This window comes from uncultured Devosia sp., from assembly GCF_913055165.1.
Lineage (GTDB): Bacteria > Pseudomonadota > Alphaproteobacteria > Rhizobiales > Devosiaceae > Devosia.
In genome coordinates this window covers 79,136-100,727 of record NZ_CAJXJS010000001.1, presented here as the reverse complement: position 1 = coordinate 100,727, position 21,592 = coordinate 79,136, and the positions used below count along the sequence as shown (strand labels likewise).

At 63.1% G+C, this 21,592-nt stretch carries 18 protein-coding genes and 1 pseudogene; 5 read left to right on the top strand and 14 right to left on the bottom strand.

From position 1 onward, the window contains the following. The first annotated feature begins 44 nt into the window (after positions 1 to 44). The 4 genes from QZ564_RS00465 to QZ564_RS00450 all read left to right on the top strand — a co-directional run bounded on the left by QZ564_RS00465 (position 45) and on the right by QZ564_RS00450 (position 3,129). On the top strand, positions 45 to 416 hold the full coding sequence (locus QZ564_RS00465; protein WP_297103147.1) for a GntR family transcriptional regulator: 372 nt from the start codon (positions 45 to 47) through the stop codon (positions 414 to 416). Continuing rightward, positions 413 to 1,312 carry an ABC transporter ATP-binding protein gene (locus QZ564_RS00460; RefSeq protein WP_297103145.1) on the top strand — a complete coding sequence of 300 codons (900 nt, stop codon included), beginning with the start codon at positions 413 to 415 and terminating at the stop codon, positions 1,310 to 1,312. The genes QZ564_RS00465 and QZ564_RS00460 overlap by 4 nt, the downstream gene beginning before the upstream one ends. Continuing rightward, positions 1,309 to 2,199: a hypothetical protein gene (locus QZ564_RS00455; protein WP_297103142.1), complete on the top strand. Its 891-nt coding sequence runs from the start codon at positions 1,309 to 1,311 to the stop codon at positions 2,197 to 2,199. The genes QZ564_RS00460 and QZ564_RS00455 overlap by 4 nt, the downstream gene beginning before the upstream one ends. Before the next feature lie 120 nt (positions 2,200 to 2,319). Further along, a complete protein-coding gene (locus QZ564_RS00450; RefSeq protein WP_297103139.1) occupies positions 2,320 to 3,129 on the top strand; it encodes a hypothetical protein in 810 nt (269 codons plus the stop codon). Here the strand turns inward: QZ564_RS00450 and QZ564_RS00445 are convergent. Continuing rightward, the gene (locus QZ564_RS00445) at positions 3,126 to 3,998 is read right to left on the bottom strand and encodes a glycosyltransferase family 8 protein (protein ID WP_297103137.1); all 873 of its coding nucleotides are present in this window, start codon (positions 3,996 to 3,998) and stop codon (positions 3,126 to 3,128) included. The genes QZ564_RS00450 and QZ564_RS00445 overlap by 4 nt on opposite strands. Positions 3,999 to 4,000: 2 nt before the next feature. Continuing rightward, positions 4,001 to 4,864 (bottom strand): glycosyltransferase family 8 protein, encoded by an 864-nt coding sequence (locus QZ564_RS00440; RefSeq protein WP_297103473.1) that lies wholly within the window; start codon positions 4,862 to 4,864, stop codon positions 4,001 to 4,003. A gap of 654 nt (positions 4,865 to 5,518) precedes the next feature. Here QZ564_RS00440 and QZ564_RS00435 point away from each other — a divergent pair. Beyond that, positions 5,519 to 6,644, top strand: a pseudogene (locus QZ564_RS00435) (IS3 family transposase). A gap of 119 nt (positions 6,645 to 6,763) precedes the next feature. Here the strand turns inward: QZ564_RS00435 and QZ564_RS00430 are convergent. From QZ564_RS00430 to QZ564_RS00375, 12 genes are all read right to left on the bottom strand, one after another. Continuing rightward, on the bottom strand, positions 6,764 to 7,075 hold the full coding sequence (locus tag QZ564_RS00430) for a Dabb family protein (protein WP_297103135.1): 312 nt from the start codon (positions 7,073 to 7,075) through the stop codon (positions 6,764 to 6,766). A gap of 81 nt (positions 7,076 to 7,156) precedes the next feature. Next, entirely contained in the window at positions 7,157 to 8,428 is a 1,272-nt protein-coding gene (locus tag QZ564_RS00425; RefSeq protein WP_297103133.1) for an ABC transporter substrate-binding protein, read from the bottom strand. A 192-nt stretch (positions 8,429 to 8,620) separates the two neighbouring features. Further along, a complete protein-coding gene (locus QZ564_RS00420; protein WP_297103127.1) occupies positions 8,621 to 10,210 on the bottom strand; it encodes a GMC family oxidoreductase N-terminal domain-containing protein in 1,590 nt (529 codons plus the stop codon). Positions 10,211 to 10,332: 122 nt separating this feature from the next. Beyond that, positions 10,333 to 11,337 carry a sugar kinase gene (locus QZ564_RS00415; RefSeq protein WP_297103124.1) on the bottom strand — a complete coding sequence of 335 codons (1,005 nt, stop codon included), beginning with the start codon at positions 11,335 to 11,337 and terminating at the stop codon, positions 10,333 to 10,335. Beyond that, positions 11,327 to 13,399, bottom strand: coding sequence for an FAD-binding protein (locus QZ564_RS00410; protein ID WP_297103121.1), 2,073 nt, complete (start codon positions 13,397 to 13,399; stop codon positions 11,327 to 11,329). Before QZ564_RS00410 ends, QZ564_RS00415 begins: the two co-directional genes overlap by 11 nt. A 15-nt stretch (positions 13,400 to 13,414) precedes the next feature. Beyond that, positions 13,415 to 14,587 carry a Gfo/Idh/MocA family oxidoreductase gene (locus tag QZ564_RS00405; protein ID WP_297103118.1) on the bottom strand — a complete coding sequence of 391 codons (1,173 nt, stop codon included), beginning with the start codon at positions 14,585 to 14,587 and terminating at the stop codon, positions 13,415 to 13,417. A gap of 27 nt (positions 14,588 to 14,614) precedes the next feature. Next, a complete protein-coding gene (locus tag QZ564_RS00400) occupies positions 14,615 to 15,679 on the bottom strand; it encodes a LacI family DNA-binding transcriptional regulator (RefSeq protein ID WP_297103115.1) in 1,065 nt (354 codons plus the stop codon). Positions 15,680 to 15,813: 134 nt separating this feature from the next. Beyond that, entirely contained in the window at positions 15,814 to 17,310 is a 1,497-nt protein-coding gene (locus QZ564_RS00395) for a GMC family oxidoreductase (RefSeq protein ID WP_297103112.1), read from the bottom strand. Continuing rightward, positions 17,310 to 18,419 carry a sn-glycerol-3-phosphate ABC transporter ATP-binding protein UgpC gene (gene ugpC / locus QZ564_RS00390; RefSeq protein WP_297103109.1) on the bottom strand — a complete coding sequence of 370 codons (1,110 nt, stop codon included), beginning with the start codon at positions 18,417 to 18,419 and terminating at the stop codon, positions 17,310 to 17,312. Before ugpC ends, QZ564_RS00395 begins: the two co-directional genes overlap by 1 nt. Positions 18,420 to 18,423: 4 nt before the next feature. Then, positions 18,424 to 19,305 (bottom strand): carbohydrate ABC transporter permease, encoded by an 882-nt coding sequence (locus QZ564_RS00385; protein WP_297103106.1) that lies wholly within the window; start codon positions 19,303 to 19,305, stop codon positions 18,424 to 18,426. After that, positions 19,302 to 20,201, bottom strand: coding sequence for a sugar ABC transporter permease (locus QZ564_RS00380; protein ID WP_297103104.1), 900 nt, complete (start codon positions 20,199 to 20,201; stop codon positions 19,302 to 19,304). The genes QZ564_RS00385 and QZ564_RS00380 overlap by 4 nt, the downstream gene beginning before the upstream one ends. A 121-nt stretch (positions 20,202 to 20,322) precedes the next feature. Continuing rightward, a complete protein-coding gene (locus tag QZ564_RS00375; RefSeq protein WP_297103101.1) occupies positions 20,323 to 21,576 on the bottom strand; it encodes an ABC transporter substrate-binding protein in 1,254 nt (417 codons plus the stop codon). Positions 21,577 to 21,592: the final 16 nt, after the last annotated feature.

Genomic DNA, 21,592 nt, shown 5'->3' with positions numbered 1-21,592 from the left:
CGTTTAGTGTGCTACATATCTAGCACACTAGATAGGCAAGACACATGGATGATTTTCACGCCAGCCAGCCGATCTTCGTACAGATCCGGCAGCGGCTGATCGAGATGATCCTCCGGCAACAGGTAGCAGAAGGCGAGGCATTGCCCTCGGTGCGCCAGATTGCCGGGGACCTTTCGGTCAATCCGCTGACGGTCACCAGGGCCTTCGAGGCACTGGTCGATATCGGCGTGGTGGAGAAACGCAGGGGACTGGGAATGTTCGTTACCAGCGGGGCGCGGGCGCAATTGCTCGCTCATGAACGCGAGAAATTTCTGAAGGAAGACTGGCCGCGCATCGCGGCGCAGATCAAGGCACTCGATCTCGACCTCCGGGATCTGATCGACACTGACACCAAGCGCGAAGGGCAGACCAAATGAGTGAGCTTTCCGTTTCCGCCGAACCGATCGTTTCCGCGCGGGGGCTGACCAAGTCCTTCGGCCGCAAGCAAATCCTGCACGGGCTGGATTTCGACATCCCCGCCGGGCGCATCTATGGCCTGGTTGGCCATAATGGCGCGGGCAAGACCACCACGCTCAACGCCATGCTCGGCTTGACGTCCTACCAGGGCACCATCCGGGTCCTGGGCGAAGACCCCTTCGCCCATCGCGCCAAGCTGATGGAAAATGTTGCGTTCATCTCGGATGTGGCGAGCCTGCCGCGCTTCCTGCGGGTGCGGGAGTTGTTCGCGCTGCTGACCAATATCCATCCCAATTTTTCCCAGGACAAGGCGCGGCAATTCCTTGAAGGCACCGATATCCGGCCCGAAATGAAGATCCGCACGCTTTCCAAGGGCATGATCGCGCAACTGCACCTGGCGGTCGTCATGGCGATCGACGCCAAGCTGCTGGTGCTCGACGAGCCCACGCTGGGGCTGGACATCACCTATCGCAAGCGCTTCTACCGCCGGCTCTTGGAAGACTACATGACCGAGGAACGGACACTGATCATCACCACCCACCAGGTGGACGAGATCGAGTTCATGCTGTCCGACATCATGTTCATCCGCGATGGCGAAATGATCCTCCATATGCAGATGGAGACGGTCAGCGAGAAGTTCACCCAGCTCGTGGTCGACAGTGCCGAGGCGCAGGCCCAGGCCCGCGACCATGGACCGGTCTATGAGGAAACGCGTTTCGGCCAGACCGTGCTCATCTTCGACGGGGTCGAGCGCGAGAAACTCGAACCTCTGGGGCGGATTTCCACGCCCACCATATCCGATCTCTTCGTGGCCCTGATGCAGCGGCCCACCGCCAATCCGGAGACCGCCCGATGAAGGCTTTCTTCGCTCTGATCCACCGTGAGTTCATCGAGCATCGCGGAGCGTTCCTGATCGCGCCGCTGGTGCTGGTGGGCGTGGTGTTCACCCTGACCCTCCTGGCCTTCAGCGTCGACAGGCTCGACACGCGCTTCTCGGGCCAGTTGATGACCGTCGTGCCTACCTGGGTGTTCGAAGCCGGCTTTGCCGGTCTCTCGGGCGCCTGGCTGGCCTATCTCGGTTTCGTGCTGTTCTTTTATTGCGCCGATGGTTTTGCCGCCGACAAGCGCAACAATGCCATGCTGTTCTGGAAGTCGATGCCGGTTTCCGACTTCAAGGTACTGCTCAGCAAGCTCACCGCGGCGCTGACGATCCTGCCCGGCGCCGTGTTTGCCGTGGCGCTGATCAGCATCCTGCTGATGTTCGGGGTGGCCTATGTCACCGCGATGATCGCGGGCCTCGGCAATGCCAGCCTGTTCGGCGCCATTGCCGGCATTTACGGCCAGATGGCCCTGGTACTCCTGGTTGTGCTGGTCTGCGGACTGCTCTGGTACCTGCCCTATATGGCGCTGGTTGGCGCCATGGGGAGCGTGGTGGGGCGCTGGGCCATTCCGCTGTCGCTGCTCCTCCCCACGGTGGTGTCAGCGCTGGAATGGGTCACGCTGGGCGGCTTGCACCCCTTTGCCACCCGCACCTGGGCCTATCTGGACTATCGGTCGCAACTGCCGGTGTCCACCAATCACCTCGACCGCGTCTTTGAGGGCCAGGAACCCTTCAACGCAACCTTGTTCGTCACCGATTTCCTGCAGAAATTCGACTGGCTGCAGGTCGGCATCGGCGCGGTGTTTGCCCTTGCCGTGCTCTACATCGCCTCCGAATACCGGCGTCGCGCGCCGGCCAACTAAGTCCGTCAAGAAGACGATCCCATGCAAGACCTTGGCCGCCGCGCTCCGCAAAGGAGGCGGCGGTTTTCTCCTGCGCCGCCCCGTGCTAGATGCCTTCGACCCCAAGGAATTGACGCCAGCATGACCCTGCCCCCGATCATCAGTTTCTGGCACGGGCCGCTGAGCTGGCTGGAAATCCTGTGCATCACCTCATTCATGCGGCACGGCCATAGGGTGCTGGTCTATTCCTATGACACCATAGAGAACCTGCCGGATGGGGCCGAATGGCGGGACGCGTCCGAAGTGCTGCCGCGCGAGCGCCTGGTGTTCTACAAGGGCAAGGGCACACCGGGCGTCTTTTCCGATCATTTCCGCTATGCCGTGCTGCGGGCTGGGCTCGGCATCTATGCCGATCTGGACATCTATTGCGTCCGGCCCATTGCGGGGCCGCCGGACTATCTATTTGCCTGGGAGCGGCCCGGTTCGATCAATGGTGCCGTGCTGCATTTGCCCGCCGATGCGCCCTTGCTGACAGATCTGCTGTCCATCTTCGAGGTCGAAAAGCGTCCTTTGTTCGAGCCGCATCTGCCGCTGCTGCGGCGCCTGGAAGTGGCGATCCGGCGCCTGGTTGGCGACCGGGTCACTCCCGAACATATGCAATATGGCGCGACCGGGCCCATGGCCCTGACCCATTTCGTGGCGCGGCACGGCCTCCTCGACACCGTGCGGCCGGCGGCCACTTTCTACCCGGTGCCCTATGAAGGCATTCCCGCCCTCATGAAGGCCGGTTCCAGCCTTGAGGCGGCCATCAGGCCCGAAACACTGGGCATCCATCTCTGGCGCAGCCAGCTTACCGATCGCGGCCGCGCGGGCCTGCCGCTGCCCGAGGCCGGCAGCGCACTGGCGGCCCTGTGCGCCGCCGAAGGGCTCGACCCCGCCTCGGTCGGCTAACGGGCCAGCCGCAGCTTCTTCAACCACCAGCGTTTCCAGCGGTGGCGGGCGAATCGATAGAACAATTCGTTGGTCATGACGTGGCGGTAAAGCCGGGCAAAGGCCACAGTCTGGAAACTGTGGGCGAAGATGCCCCAGGGTTTGCTGGGGCCGGTATAGTGGACAATGGCGGGATCAACGCCGTCATGGGCATGTCGTGCGTCGATGACGTTCCAGCGCCAGGGGAGCTTGAGCCACTGGCCCTTGAACACAAGATTGAGCAGGTCCTGGTCGTAATAGATGCGCTGCATCACCCCGGTGGCAAAGGCCTCTTCCATGCGGCCGATGATGTTCGCCTCGCGCCATTTGCCAATATCGATCAGCACCATGCCGGCATTGAAATAATAATCGGCCGGATCGAAGATATCGCGGTTCAGCCTGAGATCGCGGCGATTGGTGATGAAGGCGCCGATGCTGTCGCGCACGGCGGCGATGGAATTGCCCTGCAGGTCCAGGGCGAATAGTTCGGCCACATCCTCGCGCACCAGCATGTCGCAATCGAGATAGAGTACCCGCTCGACCTCGGGCCCGACGAGGCGGTCGATCATCAGCCGCGCATAGACGATATTGGAGAGCCGCTTGTTCTCGGGCATGCGGCCGGCAATGTCGCGGAACATGTCGGACTGATCGAGATCGTACCAGTGCAGCGTGACCGGGAACTCGGTCGTGATCTGTTCGAGATCGGCGCGATGCGCTGCGGTCAGCGTGCGGTGGCAGAGATGGAAAACCAGGTCTTTTCTGTGATGGGAGAACAGGCACACCGAGCGCATGGTGGCGTAGGCGGGCGCCCAGAAATTGTCGTCAAAGGTCAGCGCGATATGCATGGCCATGGCTAGCGGAGCCCCAGACGCTTCTTCCACCAGGCTTTCCAGCGGTGGCGCGCAAAGCGGTAAAACAGGTCATTGGTCATCACGTGGCGATAGAAGCGCGCATAGGCCGTGGTCCGCCTGATGCCGGCCAGGATGAACCAGGGCTTGGATATCTTGGTGAAATGCAGGATGGCCGGGTTCATCGCCTCGTGGGTGGTGTCGGCATCGATCGTGTTCCAGCGCCAGGGCAGTTCCTGCCAACGTCCGCGAAAGATCATGTTGAGCAGGTCCTGATCGAAATAGAGCCGGCCGAGAATGCCACGCTCTTCGAGGCGGGCAATGTCGGCCCGCAGGTCCAATCCGCGCCACTGCACCAGATCGATCACCATGACGCCGGAATTGAAATAGGGGTCGGCGCCATCGAAGAGGTCGCGATTGCCAGCCATGTCGCGCCCCAGAGAGATGAACGGCGCCAGGGAATCGCGCACGGCCCCCAGTGGCTGGCCGCCCAGGTCGATTTCGTAGAGCTGTTCGATTGGCCAGCGGACCAGAACGTCGCAATCGAGATAGATGACCCGTTCCACATCCCCAGGCAGCAGCTCGGCCAGCATCAGCCGGGCATAGACCACTTTGGGCCAGCGCCCATGTTGCGGCAGCCCGGCGACCAGCGCCTCGAAGGCAGGCAGATCGGCGAGCGGATGGAAGCGCAGGCTGGCGCCAAACTCCGTGCTGATCCGTTCGAGATCGGCCCGGTGCTCCGGGCTGAGCGGCATGTGCAGGAGATGAAAGACGAGGTCCTGGCGGCGCTTTGTCGACAGGCAGATGGATCGCATCACCGCAAAGGCCGGGGCCCAGAAATTGTCGTCAAAGGTCAGGGCAATATGCATGGCCACTGCTTGGTCTCCGCATCGCTCGCCCACGCCCCCGCGGCGCAAGATGCGCCGCTATTTCACGGCATTGGCGGCTGCGTCAACCAAAACGGGCCAGCCGCGGCCTGTGCCCGAGGTGGCTCGGTATAGAATCCGGCATAGGATGTCTCAGGTCACAAAAAAAACTTCAATGATTACAATGAGGCCGCAGCGATAGTCTGGCGCAAGCTCAGATTTTGTGGGCAACAGTCTGGCTGAAACAGCTGTTCTGCAAAACAAAAAAGCCCCCGGGACCTTGCCGGGTCTTCAGGATCTCAGAGCTAATAGTCGCTATCGGATAATGTGCGCAACATCCGCGCGCTCGAAGACGGAGTACCTTCCGCAAGGTAATGGGAGGGCGGAAATTTTCTTTGCCTTGAGTACCTTCATAGTGCCGTTTGTAGACAAGCCGAGCCCATTCGCGATTTCTCCCAAAGTGGCATATTGCGCTTCGAAAGCTCGAACAGTGGAAACGGGTGTCAACTTGAAACCGCGAGCTGTCCGAATACTTGGACGAGGGAGCGCCCCCAGTCGATAGAGGCCAGATAAGACGGCATCGGATACTCGTAACCGCTGAATAGCCCCTAGATTTGTAGACGCCTTCTTCCCTAATTTTGAGGCAAGGAGGCCTACATGGGCAAAGGCAATTTCAGCGACGAGTTCAAGCGTGACGCGGTGCGTCAGATCACCGAGCGAGGATATCCGGTTTCGGAGGTGTCGCAGCGTCTGGGGGTGAGTCCCCACTCGCTCTACGCGTGGCGCAAGAAGTACGCATCGGATGTCGGCAAGGGCGATGAACAGTCCGAGGAGATCCGGCAGCTGAAGCGAGAATTGGCGCGGGTCACCGAGGAGCGCGACATCCTAAAAAAAGCGGCCGCGTACTTCGCCAAGGATGCAAAGTGAGGTACGCGTTCGTTGCCGAGCATCGCCAGCAATTCTGTGTGCGCACCATGTGCCGGTGCCTTTCGATCCATCCCAGCGGCTTCTATGCCTGGCTCAAGAACCCCTTGAGCAAACGGGCCCAGGAAGACATTCGCCAGACCCAACTGATCGAGGAGGCCTGGAAGCAGAGCGGCAGGGTCTATGGCTATCGCAAGCTGCATGACGACCTGCTGGACCAGGGCGAGACCAGTTGCGCCAACCGTATTGCGCGCTTGCCCGACTGGCCGGGATCAAGGCACAGATCGGCTATCGGCGCCGGCCTGGCTCCTATGGTGGCAAGCCATCGGTCGTGGTCGACAACACCCTGGCCCGGCAGTTCGACGTCGATGCACCGGACACCGCCTGGGTGACCGACATCACCTATATCAAGACCATGGAGGGCTTTGCCTATCTGGCCGTGGTCATCGACCTGTTCTCGCGCCGCGTCATCGGCTGGTCGCTACAAAGCCGGCAGACCAGCGAGGTCGTCCTTCAGGCCCTGCACATGGCGGTCTGGCGCCGCAAGCCACAAAATACGGTGTTGGTCCACTCAGACCAGGGCTCTCAGTTCACCAGCATGGACTGGGCCAGCTTCCTGCGGCACCACAATCTGGTTCACTCCATGAGCCGGCGCGGCAACTGCCACGACAATGCGGTGGCCGAGAGCTTCTTTAGTCTGCTCACGCGCGAGAGGATCAGGCGTCGGACCTATCGAACACGGGACGAAGCCCGACAGGATGTGTTCGACTACATCGAGATGTTCTACAATCCGACCCGCAAGCACGTCCGCAACGGCATGCTCTCACCCGTCGAGTTCGAACGGCGACACCAAACCTAACCCCGAAGGTGTCTACAGAACGCGGGGCTATTCACTGCGCGCAAAACCCATGTGCCTCTGACAAGAGCTGCCGCGGTCCGGGCTCCGCCTGCATGCTTTGATGGACCGTTCCGAAGCAGCTACGCGACTTCCAGGTCTGCGACAAATATGCCCTCCACACCTTCCCTGCAGGCCTCAACCAGCATGGCGCCTGCACGGACGTGGTCAGGATGTGCCTCGTAAGCGAGGTGCGCGGGGCGGTCCGCAAAGGTCACGATAAAGCCGTGGCCGTAGCCTTCCGAACGTTGTTCGAAGTCCCGGTTGGGACCTTCGACAAAGTCGATCATGCCAGCCACTTCGCCAACGAGACCCGACAGGAGCATCAAGGCCTCCCGCACAGCGGCCATTTCCGCAGAGGATTTGAGGTTGAGAAAGACGCAGTGCTTGAGCATGGGAGATCCTCGTGGCGATTTGGTCAGAGGTTCCTGACGAAATTATGCGGCCCGGCTCATGCCGGGCCGCTTCTCATTGGGTCAGAGTGCCGAAAGCACGGCGTCGGCAAGCAAGGACGCGCCATCCTCGGGCGACAGGTCGGAATTGAAGAACTCTGTGACAGCGTCGGTTGCTGCACCCACGATATTGGCCGCAGCCGCATGCGTACCCGCAAAGGTCGGGACCGCGGTCCCATCCGCATCGGCAGCGGCAAAGTCGGCGGCCGTCGCCTGTGCGCAGGCATCGAGGGAGGTCATGTCAAGGTCGGTGCGGGCGGGAATTGCCCCCTTGGCCAGATTGAAATCGATCTGGACCTGAGGATCCATGATCGCACTGGCGAGCACATCCTGGCCGAGCTTGCGATCCGCTTCCGGCTGGTCGAAGAAAGACAGCGAGTTGACCAGATAAATGAAGCCGCCGTCGCTGGTGCGCGGCACCGGAATACAGGCAAAGTCCTCGTTGGGCACGAGACCGGCATTGGTGAATTCGCCCTTGGCCCAGTCTCCCATGATCTGCATGGCCGCCTCGCCATTGATGACCATGGCGGTGGCGAGGTTCCAGTCGCGTCCCGGGGCGTTCTCGTCGATCATGCCGCGCAGTGCGGCGAGTTCAGCGAAGACCGCCGTCATCGTCTCGGAGCGAAGCGTGGCCTCGTCGAGATCGACCAGGGCCTTGCGGTAGAAGTCGGCGCCGCCCACACCAAGCGCCACGGCCTCGAACATGTAGGCCTCCTGCCATGCCTGCCCGCCATGGGCGAGCGGAATGACGCCGGCTTCGAGGAAGCGCGGTGCCAGGGCGTTCAGTTCCTCCCAGGTCTTGGGATAATCCGCCCCGATCGCCTCGAAAGCCTCGACGCTGACCCAGAGCATGTCGGTCCGGTGCACATTGGTCGGTGCGGAGACATAGTGACCATCGATCTGCGTGAAGGCCTTGACCGCTTCGGGCAGGACCGAGTCCCAGAGTTCCCGCTCCGCCACTGCATCGACATTGGACAAGAGACCCTCATTGGCCCAGTCGATGATGTTCTGCCCCAGCATCAGCATGGCCGTGGGCGGGTTGCCTGCCGCGATACGCGCCTGCAGCGCGGTCTTGGCCTGGTCGCCGCCGCCACCGGCCACCGGCGCATCCTGCCACGCAACGCCGGCTGCCACGACCTTGTCGCGAATTGTGGCCAGCGCGGCGGCCTCACCACCCGTGGTCCAGAAATGCATCACTTCCACATTCGGGTCGGCCATGGCCGGCGCAGCGGCCATGCCCAGGCCCATGGCCAGCACGCTCACCCCGAGGCCAGCACGAAGCATTTTCGAAGTCATCCTCTATTCTCCTCCTATGTTGCAGTCGTCCGTGGATCGGATCCACGTCCCGGCCCTCACGGTGCCGGATTCCTCGTGGCCGCCATCCCGCTGCGGCCTTGTCTTTCGTCTGGCATCAATTTTGGATCGTTCCAATTTCTGTTCCAACAGATGTGCTTTCGATCGATCCGGCATGTGATGCAGTGGAGCGCCCTAAAGACCGTGCGATGCCTTGACCAGGTCGGCGCCCTTTTCACCGATCATGATGGCCGTCGCATTGGTATTGGCCGAGATCACGGTCGGCATGATCGAGGCGTCGATTACCCGGAGACCGGCAAGGCCGTTGAAGCGCAGTTCACTGTCCACCACGGCGCGCTCGTCGGCGCCCATGCGACAGGTGCCGGCGGGATGGTGGTCGGTCTTGGCGTGGCGGCAGGCATAGTCGAAATAATCCTGGTCGGTCTTCACGTCCGGGCCCGGCAGGCGCTCGGCCTTGACGAAGGGTTTGAGCGCGTCCTGGCGCATGATCTCCTGTGCCAGCTTGAGGCCGCGGATCGACATCTCGCGATCATAAGGATCGGCCCAGTAATTGGGGTCGATCAGCGGCGCTGCCTTGGGGTCGGGGCTGGCAACACGCACCGTGCCGCGTGAGCGGGGCCGCAGATAGGCAGAATTGAGGGTAACGCCGCCCTGTTTCATGGTCTCGACACCGGCCTCGATGCCCGAGCCCAGGCCCAGGTGAAACTGGATATCGGGTGAGCGGGCATGCTTGTCGGCATACCAGAAGCCGCCGGTCTCGAAGAGGCTCGAGGCGACCGGGCCGGAGCGCGTGAGAATGTATTGCAGCCCGGCCAGCGCCGACCAATGCAACTTGGCATAACGGTCATAGGTATGGGGGCCGGTGCACTCGGCGATGACGAAGAGATCGAGATGATCCTGCAGGTTAGACCCAACTTCCGGGTGATCATGGACGACGTCGATGCCGACCTGCGAGAGGTGTTCGGCCGGCCCGATACCGGAGAGCTGCAAGAGCCGCGGCGAGCCGATGGCGCCAGAGGAGAGCAGCACTTCCTTGCCGGCGCCTACCACGCCCTCCCCTGCCAACTCCACGCCAACGGCCCTGCCCCGCTCCACCACGATGCGCAGCACCTGGGCCTCGGTCCGCACAGTCAGGTTAGGACGCTTGCCGCGAAGGGGCGCGAGATAGGCCATGGCGGCCGAAGAGCGGCGCACATGTCGCTGGGTCAGTTGGTAATAGCCCACCCCATCCTGGCTGGCGCCGGTCATGTCGGGATTGCGCGGGATGCCGAGCGCGCCCGCAGCGTCGAAATAGGCCTCGCAGATCGGCAGCGGCGCGGCCGGCTTGCTGACGCCGAGCGGGCCGCCCAGCCCATGGTAGCGGTCGTCAAAAGTGTCATTGTCCTCGGCCTTGCGGAAATAGGGCAGCACGTCCTCATAGCCCCAGCCGACGCAGCCGAGCTGCCGCCACTCGTCATAGTCGAGGGCATTTCCACGCGTGTAGATCTGGGCGTTGATGGACGAGCCACCGCCGATGACCTTGGCCTGGGTATAGCGGATCACCATGCCGTTCATGTGCTTCTGCGGCACGGTATGCCAACCCCAGCTACCGATGCCCTTGGTCATTTTGGCAAAGCCGGCGGGCAGGTGGTAGAACGGGTGCCAGTCGCGACCGCCGGCCTCGAGCAGCAGCACCCGGACACCCGGATTCTCGCTCAGCCGAGCGGCGAGAACGCAGCCGGCCGAGCCTCCGCCGACGATGATGAAGTCATAATGTTGCGACATGCAACTCTCCTCCAGACCGGCGGAATTGGCGCGCAGCTTGGGGCCAGTAACCGTGCCGTCTTACCGCGGACCCGATCGCAAATGCCCCGGATGTCCTCAAATTTAGAACGTTCCAAATTGCACTAGTCAAGTGCCGCTCCATCGTCAAGAGTAATGTCGTCGCGCCGAGCGGCGACTTCCGGTTGGCTGCCAAACAGACGCAGCCCCAGAGCGCGAATGGTGTCTCGATGCGCCCGCGCGCCAGCCGATTTCAGGACCTCCGCCGAAACGGCCTGCCCCGCCGCGACGGCCTCGGTCTGGCCCAGCTCCTGGCAGCGCGCGGCAAGGTAGCCGGCGTTGAACGCGTCCCCTGCCCCCGTTGTATCGACGATGCCCGATACCGCCGGCGTCGGCAGCCAGTGCTGCTCGCCCGGCGTGGCACAGGTGACCGGGTCGCTGCCGTTCTTCACCACCGTTTCAGCCACGCCTAGGTCTCGGTAACGGCGGACCGTCTGGGTAGGATTGGAATCGCCCCACAGCAGTCGCTCGTCGTCGAAACTGGGCAGCACGATATCGGCGATTGCCACAAAGTCGAGGGTTGCGTTCCGAGCCTTATCGAGGCTGGACCAGAGTGCTGGACGAACATTGGGATCGAAAGATATTCTGGTGCCCGTACGGCGTGCAGTGCTCAGGGTACGAAGAAGTTTCTCCCTGGCGTGGGGTGGTAAGATCGCTACAGTAATGCCGGATATGTGAATCAGGTCAGCGCCGGCCTGATCTTGCTCCAGCTTGGCCGACTTGTTCGCCAGGGATTTTGCGGCGGACTCGCCCCTCCAGTACTGGAAGCTTCGTTCCGTGCCGTTGAGCTCGATCATGTAGAGCCCCATATGCTTGGACTTGTCTCGCCCGACGACCTTGGTGTCGAGACCATCGCGTTTCAGTTCGCTAACGAACCTTTGAGAGGTGGCATCGGTGCCGATCCGCGTGCAGAAACCCACCGAGGCGCGCCCTCCAAGGAGCTGCGCCAGGTGCCAGGCCGTGTTGAACGTGTCGCCGGCAAAGCCCAGCCGATAGAGCCCCTCGCCCGCCGGCGACAGTTCCACCATGGCTTCGCCAATTCCGACAATGCGGAGAATATCACTGTGCATGGATGCGCCCCGTCAGCCAATCGGGCCAATCCCGCTCGAAGAACGACTTTTCGGTTTCGTCGAGGCTGCGATTGGGCCGTGTGCTGATGACCATCGCTGTCCCGTCGAAGCGGACGACGATCTGCTCTTCCCGATGCTCGGGCCACTCCTTGCGGAACCGGTACTGCTCCAGCGGGCCGTGTCTGGTCGATGGCTCGGCTTCACCCAGGGGATCGCAGATGGTGCGCGCACCGCGGCTGCCGCCGCCGTTGCGGATATAGTGATCCAGCGCGGCGAGGACCGCTTCGGATGCCAGTGCCATCTGCTGCCACTGGGCGGCGCGGATTGCCTCGCCAGCATGGGCATAGCCGATGCCATGCCTGGCAATCTCCGCATTGAGCTGGCGTGCCTCGGCGAGTGCGGAGGCCACCCCTGCCGCATCGCAGATGATCCCCGCGTGGTCACTCATCCGCGCCTGGACGCTGGCGCGCACCGACTTGATGGTCAGGGGACTGTCCGGCCGCACGATGTCGTGCAGCGCGGCCATCTCTCGCTCGGCCAGACCCGCCGTCACCGCGCCAGGCGCTATCTTGGCCCTGCCGCCCGCGGCTATGTCTTCAGCGGCCCTTGTACCAAACACCTGGCCGGCGTTGAGCGCGGCCCCGCCCGGGCGGGTAACCCCATGGGTACCGGCGGCTTCACCCACGGCATAGCACCCGGCAAGCGAGCTCCGCCCCCAGATATCGACCAGGATGCCGCCATTCATGTGCTGGTTGTTGACCGCGAATTCGAGCGGCTCGGCGGCGATATCCACCTTGTAGCGGCGGTAGAGTTCGATCGCGAGCGGGTTCATATGCGCCAGCCTCTGGATCGGCAGGTCCTGCGTCGCGCCGGCATTGCCCAGGTAGTGGCGTACGTCGTCGTCGAGCCGTTCCAGCGAGAACGGCTGGTCACCCTCGATCGGCAGCGGATTGCGATTGAAATCCATGAAGACCCGGCGTCCGGCAGCGGATTCCCGGTGGATGGCGAGATCAACCAGGCTCGATCCGAAGTCGAGCATGCGCGTGGCGTGGAACGGCCACTGATAGCCCTTGCGGAAGACGTTGGAGGCCAGTTCCTGTGTCGTCCGGTAGTAGTCGGCGAGGAAGTGGTACTCGACCCCATCGGCGTCGACTGAATAGATGTGCGGCATGGCCTGGACATAGGTGCCCGAGAGGTTCCAGGGAAACCCCTCGCGCCGGGTGCCGATGCCGAACTGGCTTTCGGTGAGGTTGACCAGGTCGATACCAGCTTCCAGCGCCAGGCCCAGCGAACCGAAGCAACCATTGGGGTAGACACTGTCGCGATAGAGTTCGCCCGGCCCGCCGGCCGCCAGCACCAGTATGTTGCACCGGAAGAGGGCCAGGCCCATGGGATTGTCCTGGGACCTGTCGCCTGCCCGCGCCGCCAGCACGCCCGCAACCTGCTTCGCGCCGCCCTTCCCCTCGGTGACGATCCGGGCCGCCGTCGTCTGGTTGTAGATCGGAATGCCCAGCCGGATCGCCTCCTCGGCCAGGACCTTGACCATCAGGCGGGAGGTGCGCGGGCCGCAGCTCGTGGCCCGTCCGACCTCGTCGTGATCGGTCTGGTAGCGCAGGGTTCCGCCGAACCGGTCCTGCGGCAGTGGCAGCCCCAGATATTGCAGTGAGGCCATCATCCGCGCCGATCCCACGGCCTCGACATAGGCGGTGTCTTCATCCATGGCCCCGCCCGCGCGAATGGCCCGTGCCATGGCGCGGAAGTCGTCGCCACGGTCGGCCGTATTGGCGGTGTGCAGCGTCTGCTTGTCCGACCCCGAGCAGGCTGAAGTCCCGCCCCAGGCGCTCTGGCTGATCACCGCGACATCATTGCCCCGCCGCTTGAGTTCCACCGCAGCCCGCAGGCCCGCTGCCCCCGAGCCAACGATCACGCAGCCATAGCGGTAGACTGGCAGCGATTTCCCACCAATGGACACGCGCTCACGCGCGGCCGGCGCGGCCGGCAGCCGCGGCATGTCGACATCCGTCAATTCGTCCAGGATGGACTGGGGAACGTCTATGCTCATCACACACGCTCGCGATCAGGCCGCAGCCGGGATGTCGACCCAGCTTCGGGTCCGCGAGGATTGCATGCAGGCGTCCACGATCTGGCAGATGTGGTGGCCGCTCTCGAAGGTCGGCCAGGCCGGACTGTTGCTGGTGATCGAGCGGATCACCTCGAAGGCCTCGATGATCTTGCTCTCATTGTAGCCCAGGGCAAAGTTCGGCAGCGGCAGGAAGGCGCGATAGGTGGCATTCTCGGTGCCGACGTCGATTTCCCGGAAGCCCTGTCGGCCAGATCTGTCGGCATTGGAATAGAAGCGCAGGCGGTTCACCTCGTCATAGTCATAGGCGAGGCTGCCCTTGGTGCCGTAGATCTCGTAGGTCTGGCGGAACTTGCGGCCCATGGCGATGCGGCTGAAATCGACAATGCCGCTGGCGCCATTGGCGAATTTGACGAGGATATTGGTCGCGTCAGGATTGGTGACCTCGGCCATCTCCTCGGCCCCGGTCAGCTCGCCGCCCCGGCCAAGCTGGCTGCCCGCCACCACCGGCCGCATCCTTGTGCTGATGATGTTGTCGGCGATCAGCGAACTGACCCGGCCGACAAGAAAGTCCATGAAGCTGAAGACATGCGAGCCGGTGTCGCCGACGATGCCGGTCGGGGCCAGCTTGCCATCGGCACGCCACATGAAGGGCGCGGCGGGATCGGCATACATGTCGATATGCTGGCAACCCTTGAACAGCAGGATGTCGCCGATCTCGCCAGACTGGATGATGTCCTTGGCCAGGTCATGCACCGGGTTGCGCGGAAAGGCGTGACCGACTCGGGCGATCAGGCCCTTGGCCCTGGCGATATCGGCCAGTTCGCGCGCCTGAGCGGCGGTATCCGCCAGCGGCTTTTCGCAATAGACGTGCTTGCCAGCGAGCAGGGCCGCCTTGGCGACCTCGTAATGGAGATTGTCGGGGAGGCAAATATCGATGAGGTCGATGTCGGGGTCGGCAATCACGGATTGCCAATTGGTCTCGATCCGCGCGTCCGGGGCGCGAACCTCTGTGTCCTTCAGGAGATCAGGATTGTGCTCGACCAACGCCACCACGCGTGCTGTGCCGTGCGCCGTTCCAAGGAAATGCGGGAACGTGCTGTAGGCCATGGTGTGGACCTTGCCCATCCAGCCCGACGCTCCAAGAACTGCGACGCGAACTTCCTTCAATTCTTCCTCCTGCCCTAAGGCGCAAATCTATGTCCCGGCTTCCGCGTGCCGGGTCTCAATGTCATCCGATCCCGCGCCGCCGCTCGATTGACGGACGATCAGAGATACTTCGGTGCGATGTTCGGGTGGCGGTACCTGCCCCTCTTCGAGCCAGGCCACCACGGTTTCCGCGGTCGAGCGGCCGAAGCGGGCAATGTCGCAGCGGACCGAGCTGAGTGCCGGCCAGCTATGGGCGACCTCCTCGATATCGTCGAAGCCGACGATCCTGAGGTCGCTCCCCACCTGCCGCCCGATTTCGGCACAGCCCGACATCATTCCCAGGGCAACCTGGTCGTTGAAGCAGATGACGGCATCGACGTCGGGATGCTGGTCCGCCAGTGTCCTGGCGATCTCGCGGCCGAAGGTCCGCGTGGCCGAACCGGTAAAGACCAGCGGCTCCATACCCCAGGCCTTGAGCAGGTCGAGATAGCCGGACATGCGCTCGCTGGTGACGCCGCGGCCTTCGAGGCCGCCGACAAAGGCAATGCGCCGGGCGCCGGTCTGCAGCAGGTGTTCGGTGGCCGCGTGGCTGCCGCTGACATAATCGGGCGCCGAAAAGGGGAAGAGGTCGGTACGCGGGTCGACCTTGCGCAGCACCTGCATGGCGGGGATGCCCGCGCGCTGGATCGTGTCAAAGGTCGCCGAATCCTCGCCATAGGCGGGGGAGATGATCAGCGCGGCCACGCCATGCTCGATCATGGCGCCCACCACGTCGGTCTGCAGGTCCGGATCCTCATCGGTATTGGCGATGACTGCCGCATAGCCCCGGCTGGAGAGGGCCATCTGCAGGGACGTCGCGAATTCGGTGAAGAAGGGGTTCCTGAGGTCGTTGATGACCAGTCCGATCAGGTCGGGGTTGGACTTGCGCAGCTTGGCGGCGGACCGATTGTAGACATAGCCGATCTCGGCCATGGCGGCCCGCACCTGCTCTCTTGTGGCGTCCTTGACCAAGGGGCTGTTCTGCAGCACCAGGCTTACGGTGGACTTGGAAACGCCGGCCCGGCGCGCCACGTCGATAATGGTCGGCCTGCGGTCATTATTCGCCATATTCATTGCCCCTTTATCCGCGGCGGTCGATCCGCCGCACAAGCGAGGCGTGAACCATAGCATTCCCGCGTCGGTGCGCAGGCCCGATTCCGGTCAGGGTCACAAGGGATTTGCCGCGCGCTCCTGTCCATCACCACCTCTCAGGCCGCCAGGTCGTGTTGCGCGAGGTGCCGAGCGCTCCGCAGCGCCAGGGCGGCAATGGTCAGCGCCGGGTTGACCGCCGCCGAGGTGGGGAGGACCGAGGCATCGACAATGTAGAGATTGGGGTGATCGAAGCTCCTGCATGTGGTGTCCACCACGGCGGTTCTGGGGTCATTCCCCATGCGGGCGGTGCCGCATTGGTGGCTAGGCGTACGCCGGTCGAACGGACGGGCCAGAACGATCGGAAAGCCGGCCCTGCGCAGCACGTCCTTGAGCTTGCGGACCAAGGCGAGATGCGCTTCCCAGTTCGACCGCTTCCAGTCGAGCCGAACCTGGCCGTCGACGAGTGTGACCCGGCTTTCCGGATTGGGCAGGTCTTCCGACATGGCATAGAGGTCCACCGACCTCCGGGCCACCCAGTCCGCCAGCGGTCCGGGCAGCGGCGAGGACGCGGCCAGGATCGGCCCTGAAATCTTGCCCAGCAGCTGGATATTGCCCAGCGGCGTGTCCCCCTCCCCGCCCCGCTGGTAGAAGTCGTTGATCGTGAGCGTCTTCTGGTAGACGGACGTGTTCTTGCGCAGCGGGTGCAAGGCCAGAACGGCTGAACAATTGTGGTTCATGAAGTTGCGGCCGACCTGGTCGGAGCTGTTGGCGAGGCCGCGGGGGTGGTCATCGTCCGCCGAGGCCAGCAGGAGCGCGACCGACTGCACGGCGCCGGCGCTCAGCACGATGGTGGGTGCAGTGAGCACCTCGCGACGGCACGCTCTTTCGACTTCAACCCCGGTGATCCGTCCCTCCCCATTGGCGATGAGACGGAGGGCGCGGGTGCCGGTAGAAAGCGTGACATTGGGGTGCTTGAGTGCTTCCGCGAGGCCGACGCTTTCAGCGTCGCTCTTGGCCCTCACTGTGTCGGGGAACGCGTCCCAGGGCGTCGCGCCCCGCGCCAGCCAGCGGTCGATGTCGACGCCCAGGGGCAGGCTCGCCGGATGCAGCCCAACCGACTTCAACCGGCGCCGCAGATCGGCAATGCAGGGCTCATCCGGGACAGGCGGGAACGGATACTGCCCGGAATGCGGTGGTTCGCTCGGGTCTTCGGACGTCGTGCCGCGCACGCGATACAGCGCCTCGGCGGCCTGGTAGTCCGCTTCCAGTTCATCATAGGTGATCGGCCATCCGGTCGTGGTCCCGCCGAGGTGATTGATCCTGCCGAAATCTTCGCGCCGGTACCGGATCAGCACCGCGCCGAAGAACTTGGAATTGCCCCCGACCAGGTAGTAGTTGCCGGGATTGAATTGGCGCCCCTCGCCATCCAGCCAGGTTTCCTTGGGACGGAAGTGGCCACGGCCGAATATGGCGCTTGCATCACGAGCCTCCGGGCTATCGCGCAAACGTTCGCCCCGCTCGAGGATCAGTATGGACCTCCCCGTGGGGGCTAGGGCGGCGGCCATGGTGCTGCCGCCGATGCCCGAGCCGATGATGATGACATCCGGGCTCATCAGCGAATGCGCGCCTCGGTCTTGGGGTCGAAGGCCACGGCCTTGTCCATGTTGACGGCAAATTCAAAGCTGTCGCGCGCCGCAACCGAGGCGTCCGCCCGCATGCGGGCAACGACGTCGCGCCCCGAAACCGTCATGGTCACGAACGTGTCCGAACCGGCCGGCTCGGTCACTGTGACGATGTTGGAAAAGCGCTGGATGTTCTGCGACTTGCGATCGGCGCCATCGATGTCGGTAATGGCCTCCGGCCTGATGCCGAGCATGATCTCCTTGCCGTTCCACTCGGCCATGTTGGCCTGGCTGAACTTGAGCGATTGCAGGTGGCCGCGGGCATCGGTGATTTCGGCATAGGGCGCCCCATCCTCGACCCGCACGGTGGCCGGGATGATGTTCATGGCCGGAGATCCCATGAAGGTGGCAACGAACAGGTTGGCCGGCGTGTCGTAGATTTCCTTGGGCGTTCCCAACTGCTGGATATAGCCCTTGTTCATCACGGCGATGCGGGTCGAGAGCGTCAGGGCCTCGATCTGGTCATGGGTCACATAGACGATGGTCGTGCCGAGGTTCTGGTGCAGCTTCTTGATCTCGGTGCGCATGTCGACGCGCAGCTTGGCGTCGAGATTGGAGAGCGGTTCGTCGAAGAGGAAGACGTCGGGATTGCGCACCAGCGCCCGGCCCATGGCCACGCGCTGCCGCTGCCCGCCTGAGAGGGCACCTGGCTTGCGCTCCAGCAGATGATCAATCTGCAGCAGCTTGGCCACGTCGGCCAAGAGGCGCTCGCGCTCCGGCTTGGGCACGCCATGCATTTCGAGACCGAAGGTCATGTTCTGCGCCACGGTCATGTTGGGGTAGAGCGCGTAGCTCTGGAACACCATGGCAATGTTGCGCTTGGACGGGTGCACGCCGTTCATGACGCGGCCACGAATGCTGATATCGCCCTTGGTGATCGGTTCGAGCCCGGCGATCATGTTCATCAGCGTCGATTTTCCGCAGCCCGAGGGCCCGACGAGCACAATGAACTCGCCCTCCTCCACCGAGATATCGACCTCGTGCAGCACCTGCACGGCGCCATAGGCCTTGGAAACGTGCGAGATATCGAGAAAGCCCATGGCCTTATCCTTTCACGGAACCGGCCATCAGGCCGCGGACGAAGAAGCGGCCGGCGACGATGTAGACGAGCAATGTCGGCAGGGCGGCCATGATGGCCCCTGCGAAGTGGACGTTGTACTCGCGAACGCCGGTCGATGAGTTGACCAGGTTATTGAGCGCCACGGTCATCGGCATGGCGTTGAGCCCGGCAAAGGAGGCGCCGAACAGGAAGTCGTTCCAGATATTGGTGAACTGCCAGATGATGGTGACGACGGCGATGGGCCCGGACACCGGCAGCATGATGCGCCAGAAGATGCGGAAGAAGCCGGCGCCATCGATCATTGCCGCACGTACCAGTTCGGTCGGGAACGAGGCGTAGTAGTTGCGGAAATAGAGCGTCGAGAAGCCGATGCCATAGACCACGTGCACCAGAACCAGGCCCTGGGTCGTGCCAGCTATGCCCATCAGCCCCAGCATGCGGGCCATGGGAATGAGCACGATCTGGAACGGGATGAAGCAGGAGAACAGCATCAGCCCGAACAGCAGCGTATCGCCCCGGAACCGCCATTTGGTGAGGATGTAGCCATTGAGCGCACCCATCACGGTCGAGATGGCGACGGCGGGAACGACCATCAGGATCGAATTGAGGAAGTAGGGCCTGAGGCCGGTCGGCGAGACGCCGACCTGCGCCGTGGCCCAGGCGCTGAGCCAGGGCTCGAAGGTCAGTGCCCGCGGCAGGCTCATCATGTCGCCGCCGGTGATTTCGCTCAGCGGCTTGAGCGAATTGGTCAGCATCACGTAGAGCGGCAGCAGGTAGAACAGCGCGAACAGCACCAGGGTCAAATAGATGAAGACCTGGGCGACGCGGCTGGTCTTGACCGCGGTATCTTGACTGACGGCACTCATTCTTTTTTCGCCCCCAGCTCGGAATAAAGGTACGGGATCATGATGGCCGCGACGGTCATGAGCATGATCACCGCGCTGGCGGCGCCGATGCCCATGGAGTTGCGGGTGAAAGTGTAGGAATACATGAAGGTCGCGGGCAGCTCGGTGGCCCGACCGGGGCCGCCACCCGTCAGCGCAATCACCAGGTCATAGGACTTGATGGCCATGTGGAAGAGGATCACGAAGGCCGAGAGGAAGGCCGGGCGCAGCATGGGGATGACGATCCGGCGATAGAGCGCCACATTGGATGCCCCATCGATCTGCGCGGCCTTGAGGATCTCGTTGTCGATGCCCCGGAGGCCCGCCAGGAACATGGCCATGACAAAGCCGGATGTCTGCCAGACGGCGGCGAGCACCAGCGTGTAGATCGCCATGTTGCGATCCTTGATCCAGTTGAATTCGAAACTCGTCCAGCCCCACAGATGCATGGTGTTTTCGAGCCCGAGGCCGGGGTCGAGGAACCACTTCCAGGCCGTGCCGGTGACGATGAACGACAGCGCCATGGGATAGAGGTAGATCGGACGCAACACGCCTTCGCCGCGAATCTTCTGGTCGAGCAGGATCGCCAGCCCGAGGCCGATGACCGTGCAGATCGCGATATAGAGCGTCGCAAAGATCACCAGGTTGACGAGAGCCGTGTTCCACGCCGGCAGGGCGAACAGCCGCCCGAAATTCTCCAGCCCGATGAAATCGAAGCTCGGCAGCATCTTGGAATCGGTCATCGACAGATAGACCGTAAAGGCGATGAAGCCGTAGACGAAGATCAGGACGACGGCCAGCGACGGGGCCAGCACGATTTTCGGTATTAAGTCCTGCAAGCGGGTTCGTAGGTCCGCCTGGCGAGATTGGATAGGCATCGCGCCCTCCCGATCCGTCCCGGCGCTCTTGCCCGGACGCAAATACAGTTCTTGAATAGTCAGCCGGCTCGTTGGGGAGCCAGTTGGGGCCGGACCTGAGCCCGACCCCGCCCGGGAGGGCTTACTGGGCGGCCGCTACCGCAGCCGCGAGCTCCTGAGCCGCCGTTGCGGCATCGTATTCGCCGTTGAAGTGGGCGGTGACGACGTCATAGATGGCGTTCTTGACGGCCGCCGGGTGAGCATGACCCTGGGCTGCCGAGCCGAGCAGCGTGCCGGCTTCGGCAGCGGCTGCGAGTTCGGCCATGCCCTGTTGACCGCAGGCGTCGAGTTCATCGCCGGAAACGTCCGTTCGTGCCGGCACCGAGCCCTTGACCTTATTGAAAGCGATCTGGAATGAGGGAGACATGATCGCCGAAGCCATCTTCTGCTGCGCCGGGCGGAAGCCCTCGTTGACGTTGAACATGGCGAACTGGTCGGCATTGAATGTCACCGTTCCTTCCGAACCGGGCACGCGGAAGCAGAGGAAGTCTGTTCCGGGAACCTTTCCGGCATTCAGGAACTCGCCCTTGGCCCAGTCACCCATGATCTGGAAGGCGGCTTCCTTGTTGATCACCATGGCCGAAGCCAGGTTCCAGTCGCGGCCCGAGAAATTGTCGTCCACGAAACTGCGCAGGGTCTCCATACGCGTGAACGCCTCGACCATTTCCGGAGAGCTGAGCGCTGCGGGATCAAGGTCCATGAAGGCGCGCTTGTAGAGGTCTGTACCGCCGGCCCCGATCACGACAGAGTCGAACATCGTTGCTTCCTGCCAGGGCTGCCCACCATGGGCGAGTCCGACATAACCGGCATCCTTGGCTGCCTGCATCGCCGCCACGAATTCGTCCCAGGTCGTGGGCTGGGCTAGCCCGAGTTCATCCAGGATCGCCTTGTTGGCCCAGACCCAGTTGGTCGAATGGACATTGACCGGGGCCGAGACCCAATGGCCGTCATACTTGGCAAAGCCCTGCAGTGCTGTCGGCACGACAGCATCCCAGCCTTCGGCCGCGGCGACTTCATCGAGGTTGCCGAGCGAACCTTCGGCAGCCCAGTCCAGGATGTCGAAACCCAGCATCTGCACGGCCGTGGGTGGCGAGCCTGCGGTGACGCGGGCACGCAGCACGGTCATGGCGCCTTCGCCACCGCCACCGGCCACGGGCATATCGAGCCAGCCGATGCCCTGGGCCTGCAGGTCCTCCTTGAGGACATTGAGGGCAGCAGCTTCGCCACCCGATGTCCACCAGTGCAGCACTTCCACCTGTTCCTGGGCGATGGCTGCGCCCGAAGTGAGCATCATTGCGGCCGTAACGACCGCGGTTGACATATTAAGACCACGCATTTGGATCCTCCCTGCG

Excerpts from the sequence above, each read along its gene's own strand:
- QZ564_RS00465 (WP_297103147.1), top strand. The coding sequence starts at position 45 with ATGGATGATTTTCACGCCAGCCAGCCGATCTTCGTACAGATCCGGCAG.
- QZ564_RS00460 (WP_297103145.1), top strand. The coding sequence starts at position 413 with ATGAGTGAGCTTTCCGTTTCCGCCGAACCGATCGTTTCCGCGCGGGGG.
- QZ564_RS00455 (WP_297103142.1), top strand. The coding sequence starts at position 1,309 with ATGAAGGCTTTCTTCGCTCTGATCCACCGTGAGTTCATCGAGCATCGC.
- QZ564_RS00450 (WP_297103139.1), top strand. The coding sequence starts at position 2,320 with ATGACCCTGCCCCCGATCATCAGTTTCTGGCACGGGCCGCTGAGCTGG.
- QZ564_RS00445 (WP_297103137.1), bottom strand. The coding sequence starts at position 3,998 with ATGGCCATGCATATCGCGCTGACCTTTGACGACAATTTCTGGGCGCCC.
- QZ564_RS00440 (WP_297103473.1), bottom strand. The coding sequence starts at position 4,864 with ATGCATATTGCCCTGACCTTTGACGACAATTTCTGGGCCCCGGCCTTT.
- QZ564_RS00430 (WP_297103135.1), bottom strand. The coding sequence starts at position 7,075 with ATGCTCAAGCACTGCGTCTTTCTCAACCTCAAATCCTCTGCGGAAATG.
- QZ564_RS00425 (WP_297103133.1), bottom strand. The coding sequence starts at position 8,428 with ATGACTTCGAAAATGCTTCGTGCTGGCCTCGGGGTGAGCGTGCTGGCC.
- QZ564_RS00420 (WP_297103127.1), bottom strand. The coding sequence starts at position 10,210 with ATGTCGCAACATTATGACTTCATCATCGTCGGCGGAGGCTCGGCCGGC.
- QZ564_RS00415 (WP_297103124.1), bottom strand. The coding sequence starts at position 11,337 with ATGCACAGTGATATTCTCCGCATTGTCGGAATTGGCGAAGCCATGGTG.
- QZ564_RS00410 (WP_297103121.1), bottom strand. The coding sequence starts at position 13,399 with ATGAGCATAGACGTTCCCCAGTCCATCCTGGACGAATTGACGGATGTC.
- QZ564_RS00400 (WP_297103115.1), bottom strand. The coding sequence starts at position 15,679 with ATGAATATGGCGAATAATGACCGCAGGCCGACCATTATCGACGTGGCG.
- QZ564_RS00395 (WP_297103112.1), bottom strand. The coding sequence starts at position 17,310 with ATGAGCCCGGATGTCATCATCATCGGCTCGGGCATCGGCGGCAGCACC.
- ugpC (WP_297103109.1), bottom strand. The coding sequence starts at position 18,419 with ATGGGCTTTCTCGATATCTCGCACGTTTCCAAGGCCTATGGCGCCGTG.
- QZ564_RS00385 (WP_297103106.1), bottom strand. The coding sequence starts at position 19,305 with ATGAGTGCCGTCAGTCAAGATACCGCGGTCAAGACCAGCCGCGTCGCC.
- QZ564_RS00380 (WP_297103104.1), bottom strand. The coding sequence starts at position 20,201 with ATGCCTATCCAATCTCGCCAGGCGGACCTACGAACCCGCTTGCAGGAC.
- QZ564_RS00375 (WP_297103101.1), bottom strand. The coding sequence starts at position 21,576 with ATGCGTGGTCTTAATATGTCAACCGCGGTCGTTACGGCCGCAATGATG.